Annotated in this window: 17 protein-coding genes; 6 read left to right on the top strand and 11 right to left on the bottom strand. The window is 34.7% G+C overall.

Features of this window, described 5'->3' with window-relative positions:
* Positions 1-8: 8 nt before the first annotated feature.
* From FLACOL7796_RS15385 to FLACOL7796_RS15375, 3 genes are all read right to left on the bottom strand, one after another.
* On the bottom strand, positions 9-2609 hold the full coding sequence (locus FLACOL7796_RS15385; protein WP_173971621.1) for a zinc-dependent metalloprotease: 2601 nt from the start codon (positions 2607-2609) through the stop codon (positions 9-11).
* 105 nt (positions 2610-2714) lie between these two features.
* Positions 2715-4172, bottom strand: a complete 1458-nt coding sequence (locus FLACOL7796_RS15380; protein ID WP_232067389.1) for a histidine kinase — start codon at positions 4170-4172, stop codon at positions 2715-2717.
* A gap of 557 nt (positions 4173-4729) precedes the next feature.
* Positions 4730-5284: a GNAT family N-acetyltransferase gene (locus tag FLACOL7796_RS15375; RefSeq protein WP_173971619.1), complete on the bottom strand. Its 555-nt coding sequence runs from the start codon at positions 5282-5284 to the stop codon at positions 4730-4732.
* Between the two features lie 602 nt (positions 5285-5886).
* Between FLACOL7796_RS15375 and FLACOL7796_RS15370 the strand changes: the two genes are divergently transcribed.
* Together FLACOL7796_RS15370 and FLACOL7796_RS15365 are read left to right on the top strand one after the other, a co-directional pair.
* On the top strand, positions 5887-6861 hold the full coding sequence (locus FLACOL7796_RS15370; RefSeq protein ID WP_173971618.1) for a ribonucleotide-diphosphate reductase subunit beta: 975 nt from the start codon (positions 5887-5889) through the stop codon (positions 6859-6861).
* Positions 6862-6879: 18 nt separating this feature from the next.
* Entirely contained in the window at positions 6880-8577 is a 1698-nt protein-coding gene (locus tag FLACOL7796_RS15365; RefSeq protein WP_173971617.1) for a ribonucleoside-diphosphate reductase subunit alpha, read from the top strand.
* A gap of 498 nt (positions 8578-9075) precedes the next feature.
* Here the strand turns inward: FLACOL7796_RS15365 and FLACOL7796_RS15360 are convergent, their stop codons facing one another.
* The 4 genes from FLACOL7796_RS15360 to FLACOL7796_RS15345 are packed head-to-tail and all read right to left on the bottom strand — an operon-like array spanning position 9076 to position 14190.
* Positions 9076-10290: a hypothetical protein gene (locus FLACOL7796_RS15360; RefSeq protein ID WP_173971616.1), complete on the bottom strand. Its 1215-nt coding sequence runs from the start codon at positions 10288-10290 to the stop codon at positions 9076-9078.
* Between the two features lie 45 nt (positions 10291-10335).
* Entirely contained in the window at positions 10336-11244 is a 909-nt protein-coding gene (locus tag FLACOL7796_RS15355) for a DUF4625 domain-containing protein (protein ID WP_173971615.1), read from the bottom strand.
* Between the two features lie 37 nt (positions 11245-11281).
* Positions 11282-13708 (bottom strand): TonB-dependent receptor, encoded by a 2427-nt coding sequence (locus FLACOL7796_RS15350; RefSeq protein ID WP_232067388.1) that lies wholly within the window; start codon positions 13706-13708, stop codon positions 11282-11284.
* 8 nt (positions 13709-13716) lie between these two features.
* The gene (locus FLACOL7796_RS15345; RefSeq protein WP_173971614.1) at positions 13717-14190 is read right to left on the bottom strand and encodes a DUF4625 domain-containing protein; all 474 of its coding nucleotides are present in this window, start codon (positions 14188-14190) and stop codon (positions 13717-13719) included.
* A gap of 555 nt (positions 14191-14745) precedes the next feature.
* On the opposite strand from FLACOL7796_RS15345, the gene FLACOL7796_RS15340 reads away from it, so the two are divergent.
* Positions 14746-14955: a hypothetical protein gene (locus FLACOL7796_RS15340; RefSeq protein ID WP_173971613.1), complete on the top strand. Its 210-nt coding sequence runs from the start codon at positions 14746-14748 to the stop codon at positions 14953-14955.
* 388 nt (positions 14956-15343) lie between these two features.
* Here the strand turns inward: FLACOL7796_RS15340 and FLACOL7796_RS15335 are convergent, their stop codons facing one another.
* The 4 genes from FLACOL7796_RS15335 to FLACOL7796_RS15320 all read right to left on the bottom strand — a co-directional run bounded on the left by FLACOL7796_RS15335 (position 15344) and on the right by FLACOL7796_RS15320 (position 18589).
* Positions 15344-15916: a Crp/Fnr family transcriptional regulator gene (locus FLACOL7796_RS15335; protein WP_173971612.1), complete on the bottom strand. Its 573-nt coding sequence runs from the start codon at positions 15914-15916 to the stop codon at positions 15344-15346.
* 3 nt (positions 15917-15919) lie between these two features.
* The gene (gene ribB, locus FLACOL7796_RS15330; RefSeq protein WP_173971611.1) at positions 15920-16582 is read right to left on the bottom strand and encodes a 3,4-dihydroxy-2-butanone-4-phosphate synthase; all 663 of its coding nucleotides are present in this window, start codon (positions 16580-16582) and stop codon (positions 15920-15922) included.
* Between the two features lie 340 nt (positions 16583-16922).
* The gene (locus FLACOL7796_RS15325) at positions 16923-17543 is read right to left on the bottom strand and encodes a hypothetical protein (protein ID WP_173971610.1); all 621 of its coding nucleotides are present in this window, start codon (positions 17541-17543) and stop codon (positions 16923-16925) included.
* Between the two features lie 17 nt (positions 17544-17560).
* Positions 17561-18589 carry a DUF2268 domain-containing putative Zn-dependent protease gene (locus tag FLACOL7796_RS15320; RefSeq protein ID WP_173971609.1) on the bottom strand — a complete coding sequence of 343 codons (1029 nt, stop codon included), beginning with the start codon at positions 18587-18589 and terminating at the stop codon, positions 17561-17563.
* 346 nt (positions 18590-18935) lie between these two features.
* Here FLACOL7796_RS15320 and FLACOL7796_RS15315 point away from each other — a divergent pair, with 346 nt between their 5' ends.
* From FLACOL7796_RS15315 to FLACOL7796_RS15305, 3 genes are all read left to right on the top strand, one after another.
* Positions 18936-19388, top strand: coding sequence for a response regulator (locus FLACOL7796_RS15315; protein ID WP_173971608.1), 453 nt, complete (start codon positions 18936-18938; stop codon positions 19386-19388).
* 64 nt (positions 19389-19452) lie between these two features.
* Positions 19453-22818 (top strand): CheR family methyltransferase, encoded by a 3366-nt coding sequence (locus tag FLACOL7796_RS15310; RefSeq protein ID WP_173971607.1) that lies wholly within the window; start codon positions 19453-19455, stop codon positions 22816-22818.
* A 310-nt stretch (positions 22819-23128) separates the two neighbouring features.
* Entirely contained in the window at positions 23129-23896 is a 768-nt protein-coding gene (locus FLACOL7796_RS15305) for a methyltransferase domain-containing protein (RefSeq protein WP_173971606.1), read from the top strand.
* The last annotated feature ends 251 nt before the right edge of the window (positions 23897-24147 follow it).

Genomic DNA, 24147 nt, shown 5'->3' with positions numbered 1-24147 from the left:
GTATTAATTTATAGTGTGTTGTTTAAAGCCTTTTCAATACGTTGAATCAAATCAAAATAATGGTTTCTGGTTTCCTGATTTCCGATGTTTCTTTTCGTTTTCAGTAATTGTAACACCTGATTCAATTCGCCTTTTTTATCAGATGTAACTTCAGAAACTCTTTTTAGAGAAGATTGATTAATGTTACGCGCCATTTTAGATTCATCTAAATAATCACATAAATGAGGCATGCTTAATGTTTCTTCTAACTGAATAATTTTTTTAGCATCAGTTTTTTCAAAAAGTTTATTTGTTGAAACAATCAATACATCAACATAATTTTTCTGAGTCATACGCTCCATAATCGTAAGTGATTTGTTCTGGATCGTAGGAGCAAAAATATTTTGGTGAAGTGTCTTGAATAATTGAGTTACCGTAAACACATTTTCTTTAGCTTCATTACGCTGAAACAATTCATTTTCTGTAATTCGCAATAAACGATCATCGCTTAACAAACTGTATAGAATTCCGTATTGTAATTCTCTTGCCAATGTGTAAGGAGTATACTCATAAGGACCAAGAGGAGAATCTTTCAACGGATTTGTTTTATCTAAAATCGGGTTAAAAAACAACCATTCCGGAAGTTTGATACTATTGTTTAATAAGTACGAAACCGCTCTTTTCTGGATCGCAGCCGGAACCGCAACATAACTTTGTTTGTTATCACCATGAACCGTTGTGTTCAGGTAAATACCACCAACATTGCTTAATACATGGTAGTTGTACAAATTCCATTGACCAATTGCACCAATATAAAGTTTACCGGTTTGGTAGTAAGATTCGTCTTTATCATACGTCCATTCAAGGATTTTGCTTACGACTCTTTTTAAATTTTTAAGTCCGTATTCACTCGCTTTCATCGCGTCATCACCTAAATCTTCAGATTGAGAACGAGGATCAATCGTGCTGTCTCCGTCTTGTTGTTCTCCGTAGAAATAAACAGGATCATTTTGGTGTTTAGCGATCAATGCATTTAAAGCATTGTGCTCTTCTGTTTGATCTGCGTACCATCTGTAACCCCATTCGATAGCATATTTATCATACTCACCGATTTTTGGCGTAATAGCTTCTACATGATCTTCAGGTTGTGCGATATAATTGTAACGCGCATAATCCATGATTGACGGAGCAGTTCCGCCCATTTTTGCTGTAAAAGCAGGAGATCTTAACGATTCCACCGGGTAAGCAAATGAAGCACCCATGTTGTGTTTTAAACCAAAAGTGTGTCCAACTTCGTGAGACGATACAAAACGAATTGCTTCTCCCATATGTTCATCACTAAATTTGTTTCCTCTTGCTTTAGGGTCGATTGCACCAGTCTGAATACGCATCCAGCTTTGTAATGAAGTCATTACATTGTGCCACCAGATAATATCAGATTCGATAATTTCACCGCTTCTTGGGTCTACAACTGCAGGTCCCATCGCGTTAGATTTTGGCGAAGCCACATAAGTAATAACCGAATAACGTACATCATCAATATCAAAATCAGTATCTTCTTCTGTAGGTTCTTTTGCGATTACAGCATTTTTAAATCCTGCTTTTTCAAAAGCAGCCTGCCAATCGCGAACACCTTCTATAATATAAGAACGCCATTGTTTAGGTGTCGATGGATCGATATAGTATACAATAGGTTTTTTAGGTTCTACCAATTCGCCTCTTTTGTATTTTTCGATATCTTCTTTTTTAGGCTCTAATCTCCAACGCGTAATTAATTCTTTCTCTAACATTGCATGTTGGCTATCGCTAAAATACCAGTGTTTTTCAGAGAAATATCCAACACGTTTGTCTGCAAAACGAGCAGGCATAGGCGTTTTATCCAATAAAATAATATTAGAAGTAACACCAATCGTAACCGATAGAGCAGGACCACCTTCAGCTACAGAAGTAGTTAATTGCGATTTTACTACAATATTTTTAGGGAAAGACTTCACACTTTCTATATACGAAAGATCAGATTTTACAGATCCTCCAAAACCAATATTGCTTAAAACATCATTGAAGCTTTTTTGTTTTCCGTCAAAAACCTTATTCGCTTTAATAACTATCGATGTCGAATCGTTGTTTTTTGTTTCGATATCAAAAACTTCTATAATAGATTCTGAGAAGTTACTGTTTACAGATGCTGTAATAGCGTCTCCAACCGGCGATGAAACTTTTGGTACAGATGATTTTACCCAAACTTTTTTGGCAACAAGATCTTTATGAAAAGTGATAATTTTATTTTCGTAATTCATTCCTTTATTCAAACCTGCATCATTAACCGGTAAAGGAACATTTGAAATTTTATTTACAACTAAAAATTCTCTTTGAAACAATGAATCGTTGATCTCCAAATAAAGATCTGTTTTTACCTGAATGGTATTGAACAATCCTTTTTTGAATGTTCCTTTTTTAATAAGGTCATCATATTTTTGTCCTTTCGAATTTTTTAATGAATCCTTAACTTGTTCTGTTTTGTCTTCTTTATTCTTTTTATTCTTTTTTTGAGCTATCATAGTACTCGTATTCAGCACTAACATCACTAAAGCGATATTTTTTAGACTTCTCAACAATGCCTTTTCTCTCATAGAAAGTTAAGTTTAGGTTAATTTTTGGCTAAAAATATTGCATGGATTACGTTAAAAAAAGCAAAATGGAGTGAGTGGCTTTTTTTCGGGAGTGAATGTTTTTTTTTATCCAATTAAAGGTAAAATGCAAGTAAAATCGCCGTCTTTTTTGTAGGCTTTAAAATTGTCTTTAGAGTAGTATTTATAAATACTTTCTAAATATTTGTGACCAAACTTAGATTCTTTCCCGAAGTTTTGCTTTTCGTTTAAATTATTGGTAATAATTACAACGTTTTCGTTAATGTTAATTGTTATTTTTAATGGCGTTTCTTCAGAGGCGATATTATGCTTGATCGCATTTTCTACAGCAATCTGAAAAGCCAGATAAGGCACTTTTTTCGCCAGAAAACTTTCGTCTTCTATATTTATGGTAAAAACAAATTCTTCGGTAAAACGGGTTTGTTGCAAAAAGATATATTTCTCTATAAAAAGCAATTCTTCCTGAACCGTAACAATATTATTAACCGGAGGATTTATAAGATACCTGTAAATTTTAGAAAGGTTTAATGTAAATTTTCGTGCCATAGCCGTGTTACCATCGATAAGCATATAAAGCGAATTGAGCGAATTGAACAAAAAGTGCGGATTTATTTGCTCTTTTAAATGTTGCAACTGAATCAGGGCTTTCTCTTTATTGATCATTTCGTTCTCTAAAAGAAGCTTGTTTTTTTCCTGTGCCAGGATTTCTTTTTCCTGAAAAGTTCTGCGCGTAAAAATGGTAAACAAATAAAAGAAAACAATTAAAATGGCCGTAGTAATAATATAAATGAGATATGCATATTGTTTTACCGCATTTACATCTTCGTTCGAAATTTCCCTCGGAAAATTTACTGCGATATACCAGTTTGTTCCCTTTACATTCAGGCGTTTGGTATATCTTACAATATCTAAAAACAAATATTCTGATGGAGCGATTCTCTTGCTAAAACCTTCTCTTTTAGTAAAAGTAGTATCCTGAGGCGCTATATTCGTCAGTTTAAAAATGTTCTTTTTAAGTAATTTTACTTCCGGATGATAAATGATTGTTCCTTTTTTATCAAACACAAAAGCATAGTTAGGCGCTTTTTGATCGATGGTCGAGAAATACGTCTGAAGCGATTTTAAGTCGATATCATAACCATATCGTATTACAGTTCCGTTTGCAGTGGTATACTTATAATAAATGCGCCAGAAAAAGTTTTCAGGATCTTCGACAATAGTATTAGATTGATTAAGATCTCTGTTTTTAGCCACAAACTCTTTTATAGAATTTTCCAGCTGGCTATTATTTTTAGAAACGGTAAACTCTATCTTTTGATTGTCGATCTGAAACCAGTTATTCTTTACCAGACTGTCATTGGCATGAATGTTACTTAAAACTTTTAAATTATCAGATAAGTTTTTGGCGTTGCTAATATCTGCAATTCGTTTCAGTTCATTTTTAGTCTCCAAAAAGCGCGATAATTCCTGAGCAATAACTTCTTGTTTTTTTACAAAACTGCGTTGTGAGCTTTCAGCATTCGATTTTTCGGTGACCTGAGTCATTAATCCACTCAATATATAAATGGAAAGCAGCGTAAGAAAAACGAAAATGATTCCTAAAATGAAGAAGTTCCTGCCGGAAAAGGTATTTTTTAAAGTAAATTTCAAAGTGTAATAAAAAAAATTAAGGAGCATCGAAGTCCTTAATTGCAATAGGGTAATAATTTTTTTTCGTGTGCAAATATAAAACTTTTTGACTGATACACTTAGAGTTATGAAATCTTAACACATATTTCGGGTAGTCGTTTAGTAAAAATCTTGTTAAGAGAGAAGAATGTTTCTCGTTACGTAGATTTAACCGCAAAGCGCGCAAAGTTTTTTTATTTTTCTGTACGGTTAGAAAACGCAAAGTTCGCAAAGCTTTGTGTTTAAACTTTCTTACTTTGTGCTTAATCATTAAACCGCAATGATCGCAAAGTTTTTTTATTTCAGGAACGTTTATAAAAGCGCAAAGTTCGCAAAGCTTTATTTAAACTTTGCGAACTTCGCGTAAACCTTAGCGTTCTTTGCGGTTAAAAATACATCAGCATTCATTAAAACCTGAAACCTGAAACAAAAAATTAAGAAATCTGAAGATGTTCTAGTTTTTTCCCCACCAAAGTTTTCTCTCCAATAACTTTAAAACCTAATTTTAAGTACAGTTTTTTAGCGCCCGGATTTTCTTCCTCTACCAATAAACCTAAAGTCTGTTTATTTTTGGTTACAAATTCTTCGATTAGAAATTGCAGCATTTTAGAACCAATCCCTTTTCCCTGATGGTTTGGGCTTACGCCTAATGAATCAATATAAAATTCATCACTTTGCGTTTCGTTTTCAGGACTAAAATCAGGATTAAAATTCAGGCGCACGTAATCAACAATAGGCTTTCTCAATTCGTGCAATTTTCCTCCGTCGTAAACTGAAACTGCACCGATAATTTCTTCGTTTTCTTCAGCTACAAAACAATTCTGATAGGAGTATTGATTGTTTTCAGATTCAACAAAATGAAGCAGGAAATAATAAGCCGTTTTTGGATCTCTTTCATCAATAAATTTATAAATAATTTCCTCCATTGCCAGCAATAAATATTTTGCAATAAGTTCTGAATCGTCAATTGTTGCTTTTCTAATAATCATGATTTCGTCTTTTAAGTATCGCAAAATTACAGTAACTTTTAAATATGAGCTATTTTGATTGAAACTATGCTGAAAATTGTTCTTTTTTTTAAGTTTTTATTAAATCAAAATAAATTTAAACTTTTAAAATTATTAAGTTAAGATGTTTGAAATCAATTATTTATTTGTTTTTTTAAGATGTCCTTTTACTCCATTATCAAGGAATTCAAGTAAAAGTAAAAATCAAGTTTCGAGACATAATTATTTTTGATAAAATCAGTTTTTTATAGTAAAAAGCTTATTTTTTAGAACTTGATTGTTGATAACTGTTTTTTTTGAAAGTAGTATTCGGATGTCTTTTTCTGTTGATAACTTTATTTAGATCTATTTTAAATAGCTGATGTTTTGGGTGTTACGGAATATTTTGAGGCTGTTGATAAAAACCAAATTTCATATCAATTTCAAGAGGTCATGACCTGTTGATAATTGCTCGGTTTTTTAACATCAAAACTTGGTGCAACGAAGATCTGTGGGTTAATTTTGTAGGTGTAGAAATGTCGTTGAAATCCCCCAAATAAACGCATCATTTTTATTTAAATAAGTCACCATTTAATACTATACATATGTCTATATTCGATAAAAGAATCAATTATAAACCTTTTGAGTATCCGGAGGTATTGCAATTTACAGAAGCCATAAACAAAGCCTATTGGGTTCATACTGAGGTCGATTTTACTGCTGATACTCAGGATTTTCATTCTCATTTAAATGCAGCTGAAAAAACAGCGATCAAAAATAGTTTACTGGCAATTGCTCAGATAGAGGTAGCTGTTAAAAGTTTTTGGGGTAACATTTACGAGCATTTCCCAAAACCGGAATTCAATGGTTTAGGAAGTACTTTTGCCGAGTGTGAATTCAGACATTCTGAGGCTTATTCACGTCTTTTAGAAGTTTTAGGATATAATGATGAATTTGAAAAACTAATGGAGATTCCGGTGATCCGAAAACGTGTCGATTATCTTTCGAATGTTTTAAAAGATACCAAATCTCAGGACAATAAAAAATATGTCGTTTCCTTAATATTGTTCAGTATTCTAATCGAAAACGTATCACTTTTTAGTCAGTTTGCGATTTTATTATCGTTTACAAGATTCAAAGGATACATGAAAAATGTGAGTAATATTATCGCCTGGACATCGATAGACGAACAAATTCATGCTAATGGAGGAATTTACATTGTAAACAAAATACGCGAAGAATTCCCGGATTATTTCGATGAAGAAACTTTAACGCTTATTAGAGAAACAGTTAAGGATTCAATCAACGTAGAAGCAGACATTTTAGACTGGATTTTTGAGGATGGTGAAATCGAAACAATCAAAAAAGCAGATTTAGTAAACTTCATGAAATTCAGAATCGACGAAAGTTTAACTCAAATCAATATTCCAACAATATTTAATGTTCCTGCCGATGATTATAAAGCAATGGCATGGTTTGAAGAGGAAGTTTTTGCCAACAGCCTTGATGATTTCTTTGCGAAAAGACCTGTAGAATATACAAAACACGACAAAAGTATTACCGCAAACGACCTTTTCTAAAAACAGCAAATTACAATTATGAATACAATAGATACAATTTCAGGAAACAGCGCTCCGCTAAGCGAAGCAGGCAATAAAATGTGGTGGAAAAACTCTGAAAGTGAACAAATTTTAAATCGTGGCTATCTTTTAAAAGGTGAAACTGTAGAAGGTGCAATTGACAGAATTTGTACCGCTGCAGCAAAAAGATTGTACAAACCCGAGTTAAAAGAGTCTTTTGTAGAAATGATCGAACGCGGCTGGATGAGTATTAGCTCTCCGGTTTGGGCCAATATGGGAACAGAACGCGGTTTGCCAATTTCTTGTTTTAACGTTCACGTTCCGGATGAAATAGAAGGAATTACACATAAATTAGGCGAAGTAATCATGCAAACCAAAATTGGTGGTGGAACATCCGGATATTTTGGAGAATTGCGCGAAAGAGGAAGTGCCGTAACCGATAACGGAAAGAGTAGTGGAGCAGTAAGTTTCATGAAACTTTTTGATACTACAATGGATACCATTTCTCAAGGTGGCGTTCGCCGAGGTGCTTTTGCGGCTTATTTAGACGTAGATCACCCGGATATCGAAGAATTTTTGAAGATAAAAAGCATCGGAAATCCAATTCAGAACTTGTTTACTGGAATCTGTGTGCCAGATTACTGGATGCAGGAAATGATTGATGGAGATGCCGATAAAAGACAAGTTTGGGCTAAAGTTCTTGAAAGCCGTCAGCAAAAAGGATTGCCTTATATCTTTTTTAGCGACAACGTAAACAAGAACAAACCACAAGTTTATAAAGATAAAAACCTGCGTATTAATGCCAGTAATTTGTGTAGCGAAATCATGTTGCCATCAAGTTTTGATGAATCATTTATTTGCTGCCTTTCGTCAATGAACCTGGAGCTTTACGAAGAGTGGAAAGATACTGAAGCTGTTAAGTTAGCGATCTTTTTCCTTGATGCAGTTCTACAGGAATTCATCGAAAAAACCGAAGGAAACTATTATTTGGCAGCAGCGAATCGTTTTGCAAAAAGACACCGCGCGCTTGGATTAGGAGTTTTAGGATGGCATTCGTATTTACAAAAAAATATGATTCCGTTTGAAGGTCTTGAAGCCAAAATGAAAACGACAGAAATATTCAAACATATTAGTGACAAAGCCGATAAAGCGACTCAGGATTTGGCCCGTATTTATGGCGAACCAGAATTGCTAAAAGGATACGGAAGACGTAATACCACGACAATGGCAATTGCTCCAACGACTTCATCATCGGCTATTTTAGGACAAACTTCACCAGGAATTGAGCCTTTTAGCAGTAATTACTACAAAGCTGGTTTGAGCAAAGGTAATTTTATGCGTAAGAACAAATATCTTAAAGCATTATTAGAAGAAAAAGGTCTTGACAACGAAGAGGTTTGGAGAGAAATCATGCTGAATGGCGGTAGCGTTCAACATATGAGCCAATTGACTCAAAACGAAAAAGACGTTTTTAAAACCTTTAAAGAAATAAGTCAGTTAGAGATTGTGCAGCAAGCATCGATCCGTCAGAAATATGTAGATCAGGGACAAAGCATCAATTTGAATATCCCTTCAGATTTACCAATTAAAGAAGTGAACCGTTTGCTTATCGAAGCATGGCAATTAGGAATCAAAAGTTTGTATTACCAACGCAGCCAAAGTGTATCTAAAGAATTAGTTACAAGTTTGGTAACTTGCAGTAGTTGCGAATCATAAAAAGTAAAGCTGGATTTTGTCCGGCTTTTTTTATGTATAATTTTTGCCACGGATTATGCGGGTTAAAACGGGTTTTCGCTGGTTTTTTTTTATGTTTGGCATTTAAACTTTGACAAAGATTTATGCTCATTTTTGTCATCCCGAGGAACGAGGGATCACACTAGAAACTCCGTAGAGTAAAGAACCAATCTTTGTCGAGTTTCGCGTGTGATCCTTCGTTCCTCAGGATGACAAACTAGACAAAAAATGCTCTTATGAAACCGAGTGCCCTAGCCCCGCTAATTCGTTACAATCTTTTGTGGCGGTGTTCGCCACAAAAGATTGTAACGAATTAGCGGGATTAGCTCCTAAAAAAAAGAAACATAGATAAAAAAAAACGACTTACTTTGTCACCATTATTATTGTGATTGCTTCGTTCCTCGCAATGACAAATAGGACGAAAAAAAAAGACTGCCCTTTTACAGACAGTCTCTCTTCAAAATAAAAAAAAACAAAATTTTAATGGCTTTTACTGTTCTCAAAACCTAAAATAGTAATCGTATAAGGCGTAGTCGAAACCTTAATTTTCTTAGCAATTGACATATTCGATAAGTTCAACTGAAACAATTCTCCTGTTGCTGGCGATGTGATGTATGCAAAATTCTCTGTTAACTGCATTTGTGGTTTCGATGTCGCATCGCTTGCCGTTTCCGGAATTACTTTTGCTTCTTTTTCAACCTGAAGGCTCGTTAAATTGAATAACTTGAATTCACCAGAGAATAATAGAATCCCCAGTTTAGTGTTGTTGTAACTTACTTTACACTGCATAATCGTAGTGCTTTGCAGGATTGGTTTAATAGTACTGTTTTCAACATCAATTAAATAAGCGCCTTTTGCAGCAGTATATCCTATAAATTTCCCTTTGGCTTTTGTTTCTAAAATTGTTCCAAACCAGGCTGCTCCAAAATCTGCTGGAAGTGCGATTAGTTTTTGTTTTCCTGAGCTTTCAACTACAAGAACGCCACTTGCAGAGCCAAAAACAGCGTAAGTTCCGTCAGAAGCATTTCCGTGGATTCCCTTTGTCGCAATAGTAGATTCGAATAACGTTTTACCTGTGTTATCGATAATTTTTACTTTTTCCGGCAATGTTCCCGCAACCGAATTGTCTTTTTGGGTAATCGCATAATTTCCGTTTAAGAAAGTCGCCATAGCACCGTGATGTGCCAATAAACCGGCATTGATGGTTTTGAATTTAGCTCCGGCAGTATTAATTTCAGATTCTTTGGCAACTGATAAAGTTCCGTCTCCGTCATTAAAAGTTAGTAATTCTCCGATTTTACTTTTAAAGTGAGTTGGTAAAAGCGATTGTCCCGTTAAAGCACCAAATTTAGGATTTCCGTCTACATCAACGTGATCGCCGTGGCTTTCGAATCCGCTGTCAAATGTTTCAACCGTATTGTCTGCTCTGTGAACAAGTCCGGCATATCGGCCAGATTCTGTGGTATAAAGCGATGATTTAGCGAATTTTGCATTAAAAGAACTTATCGTCGCATCCACCGGATTGACAAGTGTAATGGCGGTTGTTTTTTCGTCAGAAAGTAATAGTCGTAAATATTTATATTCTGTTAGTGCTTCTTGCGGAGTTTCGGTGTTATTGTCGTCGTCATTGCTACAAGAGACCGCAAAAGTGGATAAAGCAAATAGGAAAACGAGCTTGAAATAATTGTTTTTCATGGTAAAACGTGTTTAAATTAATTTAGGTTTTAAAAAATGTACAGATTAAAAATTGATGGTAATAGGCATTGATTTGTAGATACTTAAGTTGTAAGTAGTGTTTTTATAAAGAATAACCCAATTGTATTGGCCAGATTGCCAGGATTTGTCTGCAGTGGTTGGGTTTCCTTCGGCATCTTTGTCAGCGCCAACAACTATACTTTCGCCGCCCCAGACATCATTGATCTTTTGTAGCGTAGCAATTTTAGAAGCTGCCGGAAGCCCTTTGTGTTCTACTTTCGAAATCACTATAACTTTTTTGAAATCAAGATTATCAATGCTTTCAGGATAATAATTCAGGCTCTTTTTGATTAAAACAGAATACAGAATTCCGTCGCCCATAATCTGGCTTACTTGTGCATGCGCCGTAATTTTATCGTTCTTTTTGAAGATCAATTCCGGTTCTACCCAGGTATTCATGTAGTAAATAAGATCGTCGTTTCGCGAAAGCATATCACGGCCAATTAGCGGATCAGCAGGCATATTGGCAGGATCTGTAATGGTAACTTCCTCTTTAATTTCAAGTTGTGATCCGTTTTCATCCAAAACAATAAACGAGAAATCGAATTTACCTTCGGGCGCATCAGCAGGAATATTAAAATGCTTGTGTACATTGGTGTTTTTAGCGCCTTTGTATTCTGCAAAAGACAATTCGAATTTCCAGTCTTTGGTGTATTTTTCGCCTTTTTTAGGTAGTATTTTCAATTGTACATCGGCGATTTTGCTTCCGGCAATTACATCGGCATTAAAATGGAAATCACGACCAATCAAAGCTCGTTTGTTATTGGCGGTTCCAATTTCGATGTTTGTCGCGGTTGGTTTTAAAACTTCGTTGTTATCATCGTTGTCGTTGTCACAGGCCGTAAACGCAGCGGCGACAACAAAAAAGAGCAGAAATAATTTTACTTTTTTCATAAGGAATTTGGGTTTGTTAATTGAGTTCATATTAAATTTATTGATGTATTAAAAAGGGAATTTTAACTGACAGAATAATGTTTCGGCTCGCTTCAGGAAGTTCGATCAACCTGTAAAAACTGGTATGATTGAGGTATTTGGCATTAAACAAATTCTGAACCTGAAGGCTAATGATAAAATCCTGTTGTCCCGCTTTTGCTTTGGTTCCCATTGCGAGATTGAACACATTACTGCTGGCGGTTTTCTTTTCGGGAGGAACAATTTGATTTTGTTGCGCTGTATAACGATAATCGAGTGAGAAATAAGTGTCTTTTAAGTGCTTTATTTCCGGATTATAGGTTAAACCAAATAAAACCGAAGCAGGCGGAGAAAAGGGAAGCGTATAGCCTTTTTTACTTCCGGACATTTGCTCTGAATACAGATATTCGGCGAGAATCTCACCGCTTAAATTCTTTAAAAACTGATAACGTGTTGAGAATTCGCCACCGTAACGCATGACTTTACTTTGCTCGTATTCAAATACCTGATTGCCGGCACCGTAATAAATATCGTGTTGCGAAGTTGGATTGAGGTAAATGTAATTGGGGAAATAATTAAAAAACGGACTCAGTTGTACCGACCATTTATTTTCCTGCCAATCGATACCCAGATCTAACTGATAAGACCGTTCTGCCGATAAATTAGGATCTCCTTTTTCGAACCTGAAATAATGATAATTTACTCCGTTTGAAGCCAGTTCTTTGGCAATAGGCATTCTAAAACTTGTTCCTAAATTGGCTTTAAGTGACCATTGTCCCGGAGTATAATTTACACCTGCAGACCAGTTGAAACTATTAAATGATCTGGTAAGTTCCTGAGATCGTTTTAAATATTGCTGCGAGATTTGTCCATTTTCTGTGATTTCGCTCTGAAACCAATCGTAGTATTCTTTCATTTCGATTTGACCATGATCGAGACGAATGGCGCCATGCAACAGCCACAAATCATTAAGCTGAAATTTATCATAGACAAATAATCCGGCGTTCGATTGCTTAAAAGCAGGAATCAGAAAACTCCAGCCATTAATAGCATTTTGCTGTTGCTCGCCATTTAAACCTACCGTAAATTGATGTTGACCCAACGAAAATTCATCTTTGATCGCAACAGAGAAAACTTCTTTATCGTATTGTCTTTCAAGATCTTTTGGCGCATACATATCGTCAGGATAGAGTGGTGGCATAAAACCATGATTGACGTAATGGCTCCATTCGCGACGGAAATTTTGCTGAAAACCCAATTGTGTTTCCAGTTTATGAGTTCCTATCGAAAAGGAAGTTGTATTACTAATTTTAGTATGCGTAACTTCCTGATGAGGCATAAGAATGTCGCGGCTCGATTTGTCGTGAAGTTCCGTATCAACGTTTCGCGGTTCAAGTCCGTGGGCATTCGCAAAAAAGCCGCTTTTGGTATAAATATTACTGACATAAAAAACCGATTTAAAACGATCTGTAACATAACCCAAACTTCCGTGCAAATCGAGCTCCCTTCCGGCTGTATTACGCAAATGATTTTTGTAAAGCGGAACGGTATAATTGTAAACCTGCACGATATCAGTAGGAACGCGGTAATCGCCATAATCCATAGCGGTGATTCTGGTATCAAAGAACCATTTTTCGTTTCGGCCAAAAAAATTAAACGATCCTCCAAATTGTTCGTTGTTACTTTTTCCTGTAAAATCAACGCTTCCGCCTAAAACATGCTGGGCAGGAAAAGGCACAGGTTTTATATTGATCGCGCCGCCAATGGCATCAGATCCGTACATGAATGAAGAAGGCCCTTTGATAATTTCGACCCTGTTTACGGCATATTGATCGATTTCTAAACCATGATCTGCACCCCATTGCTGTCCTTCGTGTTTGATGCCATTTTCGACCACAATAACCTGATTGAAACTGAGTCCACGTATTAAGGGTTTCGAGCCTCCTGAACCAATAGAAATGGTTTTTACGCCTGGAAGTCTTTGTAATGATTGCATAAGGCTTCCGCCAAGGTTTCGCTGAATAAAACTACTGTTAACGCTTTCGATATTAAGCGATTCCTGTTTCTTTTTACGGGATTCATAATTTTCTGTAATGACAACTTCCTGTAATTGTTTTGCTTCCGGATGTAGAAAGATATCAGATAATAGGATTTCATTTTTATCTAAAGAAAGCCCCATTTCGTAAACCGAATGACCGGAATAACTGACCGTTATTTTCTTAGAATCTTTAGGAATTTGGGTAAAGAAAAAATGACCTTTTTTATCGGTAATGGTATTTATCGAAGACGGAAAAATGGTTACGATAGCGCCATCCAACGGTTTATGACCGTCGGAAAATACGCTACCGGATATACGAACAGATTGTGCTGAAGCCTTTGTAACTATAGCAAAACAACAAAACAACAGCAAAAATGCGCGTAATCGATCTAATTTATTTTCGTTCATCAAAAACACTATAAAATTTTAATACTTAAGCCTTTAATGGTTTGCCAGCCTTCTTTATCGGTCAAGCGAATCATGAAATGATAATCGCCCGGATCGATATCAGTTGGAATGGTAATTTCTTGAACGGCTTCATAACTTTTTTCTCCGTTTGGAATAGTAACCGAATTGATATACAACATTGGATTTACAGGCTTTTTGATAGGATCTGCAACACAATTATTGACTTCGGTACTGTGCGTGTGATGGTCAAAATTGTGGTGAATGTCGAGACTGTAAGATCCCAAAGCGGCATTATCTGTAAATTTTGCCCTGAAAGTGATTTTCTGTCCACGCGTGATTTCGCTGCATTGTATTGGGAATGCATTCGAAGCCGAAATATCAATTACAGGATATTCGGTATCAATTTCGTTGTTGTCGCTGCTACAAGAAGCAAGTGCTAACAAGCCTATTAATACAGCAATAAGCGATTTAGTTTTCTTCATTTTGATTGATTTTTAAAGGGTTCATATTGATAAAATTGGAATTACTAAAGTGAAAATTGGATATAGGAGATCCTGTAAGAAAACCGATTTTAAATCCTGAAAACAGGATATAAAAAGGATTTCTTCGATCAATTTTTGAGATAGACGAGAAAAGTTGTAAAATCTAAAAAGCAAGCTTAAAACAAATTTTAATAGCGTTTAAACGATATTCAATACAAGAATGTTGAATTTAATAGTAATAGAAATAAGGGAAAATACTATTGCTCCTGATTTGATTTTTGAACAAAGTAGTTTTATCCTAAAAAGGAGAATCTTTGATACAATCACAGGAAATGACTTTTCTAATCAATACAATATTGAAGAAAAACGAGTAGTAAGAATCCGGAAAAAGCGAATAACATTTTCGATATTATTTAATTCTAAAACCTATAAATACACATCAATTTCAATTGAAATGAGTTACTTTTTATGATTTTAGAAAATAGGAGGTGCTCTCAGAGAGAAAAGAGAACCCTTGAAAAATTCAGAAAGTGATTTCGAATAAAAATGTACAAAATGAATGATCGTACTATTTTTATAAAACTGAAAAGTGATAAAAGAGAAAGTACCAACGGGACTAAATTTAAAATGACAGATGGCGCATTCTTCGTTAGAATGGTCGTGTATTTTAAATTCACTTTTCGTATTGTTATAATGTTGCGTTATATTTTTATGTGCAGCATTATGGCTTTGTATATGTTCATAAGAATGTATCGCTGGAAATAGTATTGCAAATACTACAATCAGCGGCATTAAGAGATTAAGGATTTTAAATTTCTTGTTCATTCTAATGAAAATGGGCACTTTATTGGTAAAGTTGGTACAAATATAAAATTCTTATTTATAAATGCAACAATGTTTCGTTAAAAAAAAGTATGAGATGTTTTGAATTACGATTTAAGAGTTGAATGTTAGCAATCGTGCCTTTAGGCACACAATATTGGTAAAATTAGGTTCTAAATAAACGTAGTGTGCCGTAGGTATACAACATACCGAAAACTATTGCGTACCTACGGCACGCCAAATTTGCTTTAAATTGTTGTTTTCTACCGATATTATGTACCTAAAGGCACATTTCAATTTTTAATTTATTTGAATTAAGATTAATTCAAACTCAAACTTTAGATTTTAATCTGCTTAACGTTTCTTGCGAGACATTAATGTACGACGCGACAATTTTGTTTGGCAAACGTTTTACAATAGTGGGATTGATTTTTAGCAAAAGCTGATATCGTTCGCGAGCATCCATAGTCGTAAACGACATCAATCTGTTGGTATTATTGACGTAAGCTCTTTCTAAATACCGACAATAAAATTGCAGCCATTCGGGAACAATTTGTAGCAAATGATTAAAATCTTCGTGGCTAATATACAAAAGCTCTGATTTTTCAATCACCTGAATGTATTCTGCTGAAGGCGCTTTGGTAATGAAACTCACCAATGCTGTAGCAATTTGGTTTTCGAAAGCAATATATCGGGTTACATCTTTTCCTTCTTCATTGATATAATAGATTCTCAGGCATCCTTTGCCCACAAAATACGTATGCTGACTAGTTTGTCCAGCCGAGACTAATAATTCGTTTTTAGCGTGTTTTAATGGCTTAAAATAAGATAAAATCGTATTGAGGCTTTCATCAGAAACCTCAATACGACCTTTTATATAATCCCTAAGTTGCTCGTATATCATTTGTTACTTATAATCTCTCACGAATTTGCGGTAATAGATAATATCTTCTATAGACAATACTACCAAATCATGCTGTTCTGCAAAGCTAATGATTTTGCCAAGTTTAGCCATCGTTCCGTCCTCATTCATTAACTCGCACAAAACAGCTTCTGGTTGCAAACCGGCTAATTTCATTAAATCTACGCTTCCTTCGGTATGTCCGTTTCGTTCGAGAACACCATTGTTTTTGGCTCTTAACGGGAAAATATGTCCAGGTCTGGCTAAATCTGATGCTTTTGCGTTTATGGCGCTTGCAGTTTTAATAGTGGTAATGCGATCTGCTGCCGAAACTCCCGTGGTTACGCCTTCTTTCGCTTCGATTGTGATCGTAAATGGAGTCTGAAAACTACTGGTGTTTTTCTGAACCATATACGGCAATTCGAGTTGATCGGCTTTTTCGTTAGGCAAGCAAAGGCAAACGATTCCGCTGCATTCGCGAATCATCATGGCCATGTTTTGAACGCTGATATGTTGTGCCGAGAAAATCAAATCACCTTCGTTTTCGCGGTCTTCGTCATCGGTTAGTAAAATTCCTTTTCCGTTTTGTAGATGTTTTAAAGCGTTTTCTACGCGTTGTATGCTGGTTAAACCAAATTTTTCTAAAGGATATGTTAGTGTGCTGATCATTTGTTTTGGGTATTTCAAATTAATAAGCAGCAAATCTAGAATTGTTTAATACGCAAAAGTTTGATGTAGGTCAATAAAATGAGGGTTGGTTTTAATTGCTCGTGTTTTTTTGGGAAGAGGAAGTTTGCCACTAATTACACGAATTTTCACGAATTTCTTTTGTAATGGTTGGCTTAAAAATAATAGCCACGAATTCACGAATTTTTAGGGATTATTATGAGGATGAATTTTACCACAAATTACACGAATTTTCGCGAATTATTTTTTCTATGATTGTGGATAAATTGTAGAAAGAAATTCGTGTAATTGCTTCGCCTGTTCGCTGTCGCTCGGGTTGTGGCTATTTATTCTGCTGGAATGAACTAATTTCTATTGTAGAAATAAAATCCTCGTTTTCATCCAAAATAAAATCATTTAGTTTTAAAGCCTTTTCTATAGAAGCTTCGGTTCTATGCGTATAGAATTTCATAACACTATTAATGTCGATGTTGTCTAATAGTTTCAAAAGATCACATGCAACAATCGTTTTTCTAAAACTCCCTGCACTAATTTCTTTTTCGTACAAAGATTTACTCAGAATCTCTTCAGTTTTTAGCGTTTCAAAAGCATCAGTTCTAAAGAAAAATGAAGTTGCCAGTTCACTTTGATTGTTGTATTCGATGCTTTTAAAAAAGCCCGATTCGGCCTTAACGATCATGATTGTTGCACCATAAAAATTATGTCTTGAGATAATGTTGAAATCCGAATAGTAATAAAGATTTTCTTCGTTTAAAATGTAAATTGCATATAAATCAGACACATCAAAGGTTCTAAAAAAGGACGTCATGTAATCTGTATTGAATACGTCTACAGCTACATGGTATTTTAGATCACTTTGATGAGTGGTTTGAATAAACGGAATATCATCATATTTTGCAACAAACTTTTGAGATATTAAATTAAAACTTCTTAATCGGGACATATTGCGGTTGGTATGGTTTATTTTAGGCTGGCAATAAATTCTTTATAACCGCTTTTTTCTAAGAAATCTTTTAAAGGTATTGTATAAATATCTTTCCAGGAATCTTTTCCATTTTTTTCGGCATATTTTTGAATGATTCTGTAGCCCAGAAAATAGCACAATTCATTTTCGACTTCTTTGGGTAAGTTTTCGATAACGGGTTTGCATTCGCTGTTTCTTCCGCAATGTCTAAAAATAGGACAGCCTTCTTCGTTGGTTTTATAAAAATAAGGTTCTAGTTTTTCGAAAATTTCTTTTTCGCGACTGAACAAAATTTTAGTATCATCGCCATACAAAGCTTCTTCCAGAGATTGATTTAAGTACAGAGAAGTAAAGTAAACCGCCAATCCTTCATCTAGTGTAATACCCAAACCTTTTTGTCCGTTTGGATCTTTCTCTAAAGCCGGATTAAAAAGCAAATGTTCTAGTTCGTGTGCAAAAACTTTATCAATCGATTTGCTGTTCCACTCAGAGCCAAACATATCCAATATCATAGAATTGTTATCGCAGCCGCCAAAAATCTGAAAGTCTTTAGGTCCAAAATATACCATCCATTTTCCTTTTCCTTTCTGGCCAGTAATTTCTTGTAATGCTTTTAAATGTTTCGTAAACAATTGATTAATGTTTACCGAATCTAAAACAGTAAGTTTTTGTTTGATGAGCGCTTCATGGTCTTTTAATAAGTTTCGATTCCAGGAATAAATGCCATTGGGTTTGAATTTAAGCCCGTTTTCTTCTCCGAATATTTGAGAAAGGCAATTGTCGAAAGCATATTTATTAGGTTTATAAACCTTGTTTAAAATCGTCAAACTGTCGAATTTACCGGAACGATGGGCGAGAATTTGATTTTTGAAAGCATTATGAATCGTCATTTGCCCCACATTTATGCTATCATCAATGTTTTTGACTTTATCGATAATATCTGAATATTGATTTTTTGGGGAAGGTTTAGAAACGGAACAACTAAATAAGATAAAAGATAAAAGGAGTAAAGTAAAGTTTTTCATAGAGTTAAAGAGATGTGGTTTTGGTTTTAACTTCATTCTATTGCCAAACAAAAATGGCTAAGGGGTAAATATATAGAATTGATCAGGTATTTACAAACGAGAAAGTTTAGAATGGGTTTCTGATATTGATCGATTCTTAATTTTATGTAGCTAAAAGACTATTTAATTTTAAACTTGTTAAAATTATTTTTAATCACATCAAAAACATTCTTATCAATGAGAGTAGACTTTCAGGGATTATATATGAGATAAGTTGGTATGGTAGAAGTCAAAAGCCTGAGTAAATAAATATGTTTCGCCTATTCCCGTTTATTTAAGTGTACATTTGATATATACGATAGCCCCAATGAACATAAACGAGAATATAAAGATTTTACTTACTGATGATGATGAAGACGACAGAGAGTTTTTTGCAGAAGCAGTAGAAGATCTGAATTTGAATTATCCTGTCGAATTTTGTAAAAACGGTATAGAACTTCTAAACCGTCTTGCAGATAACACTTTAGGTATTCCTGATATTATTTTTTTAGATCTTAACATGCCTATTTTGTCTGGTTTTGAAACCCTTCAGCAAATTCGGGAAGATACCAGATTTAAAGATGTTCCAGTGATTGCTATTTATTCAACTTCAGCAACTAGCGATGGTATTAATAATACTTTTGGATTAGGTGCTAATGCTTATATTATAAAACCAATCGCTTTTAGTGATTTAAAAAAATTGCTAAAAAAGGTTATCGAAACCGATTGGAAGGAAAAGTTGAAGCATGCAAAAATTGAATCTTATATCATTACAGTATAGATTTCAAAGCGTTTACATGGAATATTGTTTAGAGATTATTCCTTAATACCTAAAAATTGAAATCATGCATAAGCAAAAAAGCAGTTTACCCAAGGCTACACGCCAGGATTTTCCTATTGTAGGTATTGGTGCTTCAGCAGGAGGACTAGAAGCTTTTAGACAATTTATAGAAGCAGTTCCGTCTAATTCTGAAATGGCTTATGTCATTGTACAACACTTGCATCCGTTGCACGACAGTATGCTTACAGAACTTTTATCACGTGTTGCAAAAATTCCGATAAACGAAATTACTGATGATATTCATTTGGCTCCCAATAACATATATGTTATTCCGGAGAATAAAATGCTAACCTCTTACGATGGTGTTCTTAAATTAAGTCCGCGTCAAAAAGATACTAAAAATCAGGCTATAGACGTCTTTTTTAATTCATTGGCAGAGGTTCATCTTGATCTTGCTTATGGTGTTTTACTTTCCGGAAACGGATCTGATGGTACAATTGGACTTAAAGCGATCAAAAAACATGGTGGAATTACTTTTGCACAAGATATTGAAGCCGCCAATAGCGAAATGCCACAAAACGCCATCAATGCCGGAGTGGTAGACTATGTTTTATCACCAAGTCAGATCGTAGCCAAATTGATTGAACTCGCCAAAGCAAAAGAGAATTTTATTCAGGAAAATGATCCAAATGACGAAGTAGTTTTTCAGGAGATTATTAAAATATTACGTCATCATAGCGGGGTTGATTTTACGTATTATAAACAAACTACCATACGCCGACGCATTGCCAGACGAATGGCACTGAATAAAATAGTTACTCTAAGAGATTATCTAAAAGTGCTTCAGGGCGATAAGGTCGCGTCTGAAGATTTATTTAATGATTTATTGATTCCTGTGACAGAATTTTTTAGAGATACCAAGATCTTTCAGATAATGAGAGAAAAAGTTTTCCCGATATTAACCAGCAGAGTAACTGAGGGAAATTCTATTCGTATCTGGATTGCAGGATGTTCTACCGGAGAAGAAGCTTATACTTTAGCAATTGCCCTGCATGAATATTTAGGCGAAAATCTGGAGGGAAAAGAAATTCAGATCTTTGCTTCGGATATTTCAGAAGTGGCTATAGCCAAAGCAAGAATTGGGTTTTACAGAAAATCGCAAATGCGAAATGTTTCTGAGACCATTCTGACTAAATATTTTACAGCTAACACAAGTGGTTATAAAATTAAAAGACAAATTAGGGATTTATGCATCTTTGCTGTTCATAATTTTCTAACAGATCCGCCTTTTGCCCGTATGGATTTGATAACCTGTCGAAATGTATTTATTTACATGGATTCGTTTTTACAAAAAAAATCACTGACTACTTTTCATTATGCCTTGAAAGAAAATGGATTTTTACTTTTAGGCAAATCCGAAACTGCTGTTCCTGCCGCTGAACTTTTTCAACCGTTTGAGAAAGCAGGAAAAATTTATACCCGCAAGCAGGTTTCAGGGAGATTTGTGCATTCTGGTATGGAATCGAATGATAAATTAAAAACACTAAAAACAAATATACCCAGAAAAGAGATTATTAAAGAAGATTTTAGAAAAAGCGCCGAAGCCGTATTATTATCGAATTATACCCCTGCCAGTGTCATAGTTAATGAACAAATGGATATCGTGCACATAAACGGATCGATTGCTGATTTTATTGAACTTTCTACCGGAAAACCGACTTTTAATTTGCTAAAAATGGCCCGGGAAGGATTGGCTTTCGAACTTAGAAATATCTGGCATAAAGCCAAAGAATCAGGTGCATTGGTTAAAAAAGAAGGCATTCAGGTAAAAAGCAGAGGAGCAATTAGTGAAATTACAATCGAAATTCGACTGCTTGAAGATACTTCTGAACCTTATTTTTTAGTATTATTTTATAAAAGTATCCTTAGAAAAGAAGATATATCATCAAGTGAATTTACCGCAGATGAAATTCGCGAAAATGCCAATTTAAGAAAGATTGCCCAGCTCGAAAAAGAACTGGCAAAAATACATGATGATGTAAATGCGATTAGCGAAGAGCAGGAAGCATCAAACGAAGAATTGCAAAGCGCTAACGAAGAATTACTAAGTGGGAGCGAGGAACTGCAAAGTCTGAATGAAGAGCTTGAAACTTCAAAAGAAGAGCTGCAATCAAGTAATGAAGAGCTTTTGCAGATTAATCAGGAGCTTTTAAACAAACAGCAGCAAATTAATATTTCTAAAAATTATACTGAGGCTATTGTAGCAACACTTCGTGAACCTATAGTAGTGCTGGATACTAATTTGAGAATTAAAAATATCAACAGGGCATTTTCTAAAAAATACAATATTGCTAAAGAAGAAGCAAGCGGAAAACTGATTTATGAAATTCAAAATCACCTTTTTGATAATATTCCGATGCGTGCCATGCTTGAAAAAGTATTGCCCGAAAAAACACAACTTGATGATTATCAAATATCAGTAAATCTTTTGCCTTATGGTGAAAGTATTATGCTGCTAAATGCCAGACAAGTAACCAATGAAAACAGCAAAGAACAACTGATTTTATTGGCTATTGAAGATATTACCGAACGTAGAATCATCGAAAAAAGACTGCAAATATTATCAAGTGAATTAGAAGCAAAAGTTGAGGAACGTACTACTGATTTGTTAACCGCTAATAAAGAACTCGAAAGCTCGGTTAAGAATTTACACGGAGCCAATGTTCAATTGCAGGAATACGCCTATGTAGCGAGTCATGATTTGCAGGAACCTTTGCGTAAAATATTGATGTTTATAAGCCGACTGCTGGAAATGAATGAAGATTTTTCTGCAGAAGCTCTTGTTTTGGTCGAAAAAATTAGCAAATCGTCCATTAGGATGAATACGCTTATAAAAGATTTATTGGCATATTCGTATCTTAATAATCCTGACCGACAATTTGTAACTACAGATTTAAACGTGATTCTAGCTGATATTCTGGTTGATTTTGAGTTAATGATCGAAGAACGTAAGCTTGATATAAAAGTAGGTTTGTTGCCTGTAATCAATGCGATTCCGTTGCAAATGAACCAGCTTTTTTATAATTTAATAAGCAATGCTCTTAAGTTCTATAAAAACGACGGTTCGCTCTCTAAAGTCGAAATATATTCTCAGAAAGTGAGCGCGGGTCAAGTTCAAAAATACCCTACCTTAGATCCCAAATTAAGCTATTGCGAAATCATTATAAAGGATAACGGAATAGGTTTTAACAAACAATACGAAAACAAAATTTTTACCATCTTCCAAAGGTTACATAACAACGAAGTCTACTCCGGAACCGGAATTGGTCTAGCAATTGGAAAAAAAATTGTAGAAAATCATAAAGGTATTATCTTCTCAAAAGCCGAAGAGGATGTTGGCGCTGAATTTCATATTATATTACCTGTTTAAGATTTTACTATTTATTTAATTAATGAAAAGACGATATGCTGAAGGTGTATTGTCTTTTTGTTTTTAATTGAAGTTATAATGAATAACAGATTTCTATTTTCCAATTCACTTCTCATGAAACCGATTTCCCTAGCCCAGACAGCAGCGGCATTCTTTTATTTTTTTTCTTAAAAAAAATAAAAGATATAGTGGATGGCTGGAAATAGCTCCTAATAAAACCCATTAGAATTTTGTATCTTAGTTTTTAGTAACTAAATTTTATTTGATCATGAGTTTTTCCTGATGCAATAAGATTGTAAAATGAAATAAGATGCCTTGGAATCCAGAGATTTATAATAAATTTAAAAATATTCGTTATCAGCCTTTTTATGATTTGGCGGATTTTATTGAACCTGTAAGCGGAATGAAAGCGATTGATTTGGGCTGCGGAACGGGGGAACAAACGGCAATTTTGGCGGATAAATTTGCAGAAGCTAATTTTCTGGGTGTCGATTCTTCGGCAGAAATGCTGGAACAATCGAAGTCTTTAGAAACGGATAATTTGCATTTTAGAAAAGCAACTACCGAAGAAACGCTGAAGTCGGGCGAAAAATGGGATTTGATTTTTAGTAATGCGGCTTTGCAATGGTCTAACAATCATGAAACTTTGTTTACTGAATTGATAAAACTCGTGAATCCAAAAGGGCAATTTGCGGTACAAATGCCGGTTCAGCCTGAAAATAAACTGAATATAATTCTAGCCGAATTGGTGGATGAAGAACCTTTTAAGTCCTATCTAAAAGGTTATAAAAGAGATTCTCCGGTTTTGAGTATTGATGAATATGCCCAAATTTTGTTTGATGGCGGATTGGAAGATCTTAAGATTCAGCAAAAAGTATATCCGATAATCGCGAACGATCATGAAACGCTTTATAATTTTATTTCGGGATCGGCTTTGATTCCGTATATCGAGCGTTTGGATGGCGATGAGAAAGCACTTTTTATTAATACGTATAAGAAAAGAATCGCACTACATTTCCCGAAACTTCCGGCGATATATTCTTTTAAGAGGCTTTTGCTTTATGGTAGGGAAGGGTGATTTTTTTTATGCCACAGATTACAGGATTAAGCAGATTTTTTTGTTTCACGCAGATTTTAAAAAGGATTTGGGCAGATGATTTTTAAAATTAAATCTTTGATTATCTGCTGCAATCTGTGAAATCTGGGTGAAAAAATATGTGTTTAAATTTTTGCTACAGATTACAGGATTAAAAAGATTTTATTTTTTTGTTTCACGCAGATTTTAAAAGGATTTAGGCAGATTTGCGCAGATGATTATTTTAATAAATC

The sequence above is a fragment of the Flavobacterium bizetiae genome (assembly GCF_902804475.1).
In the GTDB taxonomy this organism is placed as follows: Bacteria; Bacteroidota; Bacteroidia; order Flavobacteriales; family Flavobacteriaceae; genus Flavobacterium; species Flavobacterium bizetiae.
This window is presented reverse-complemented; position numbering and strand designations above follow the sequence as displayed.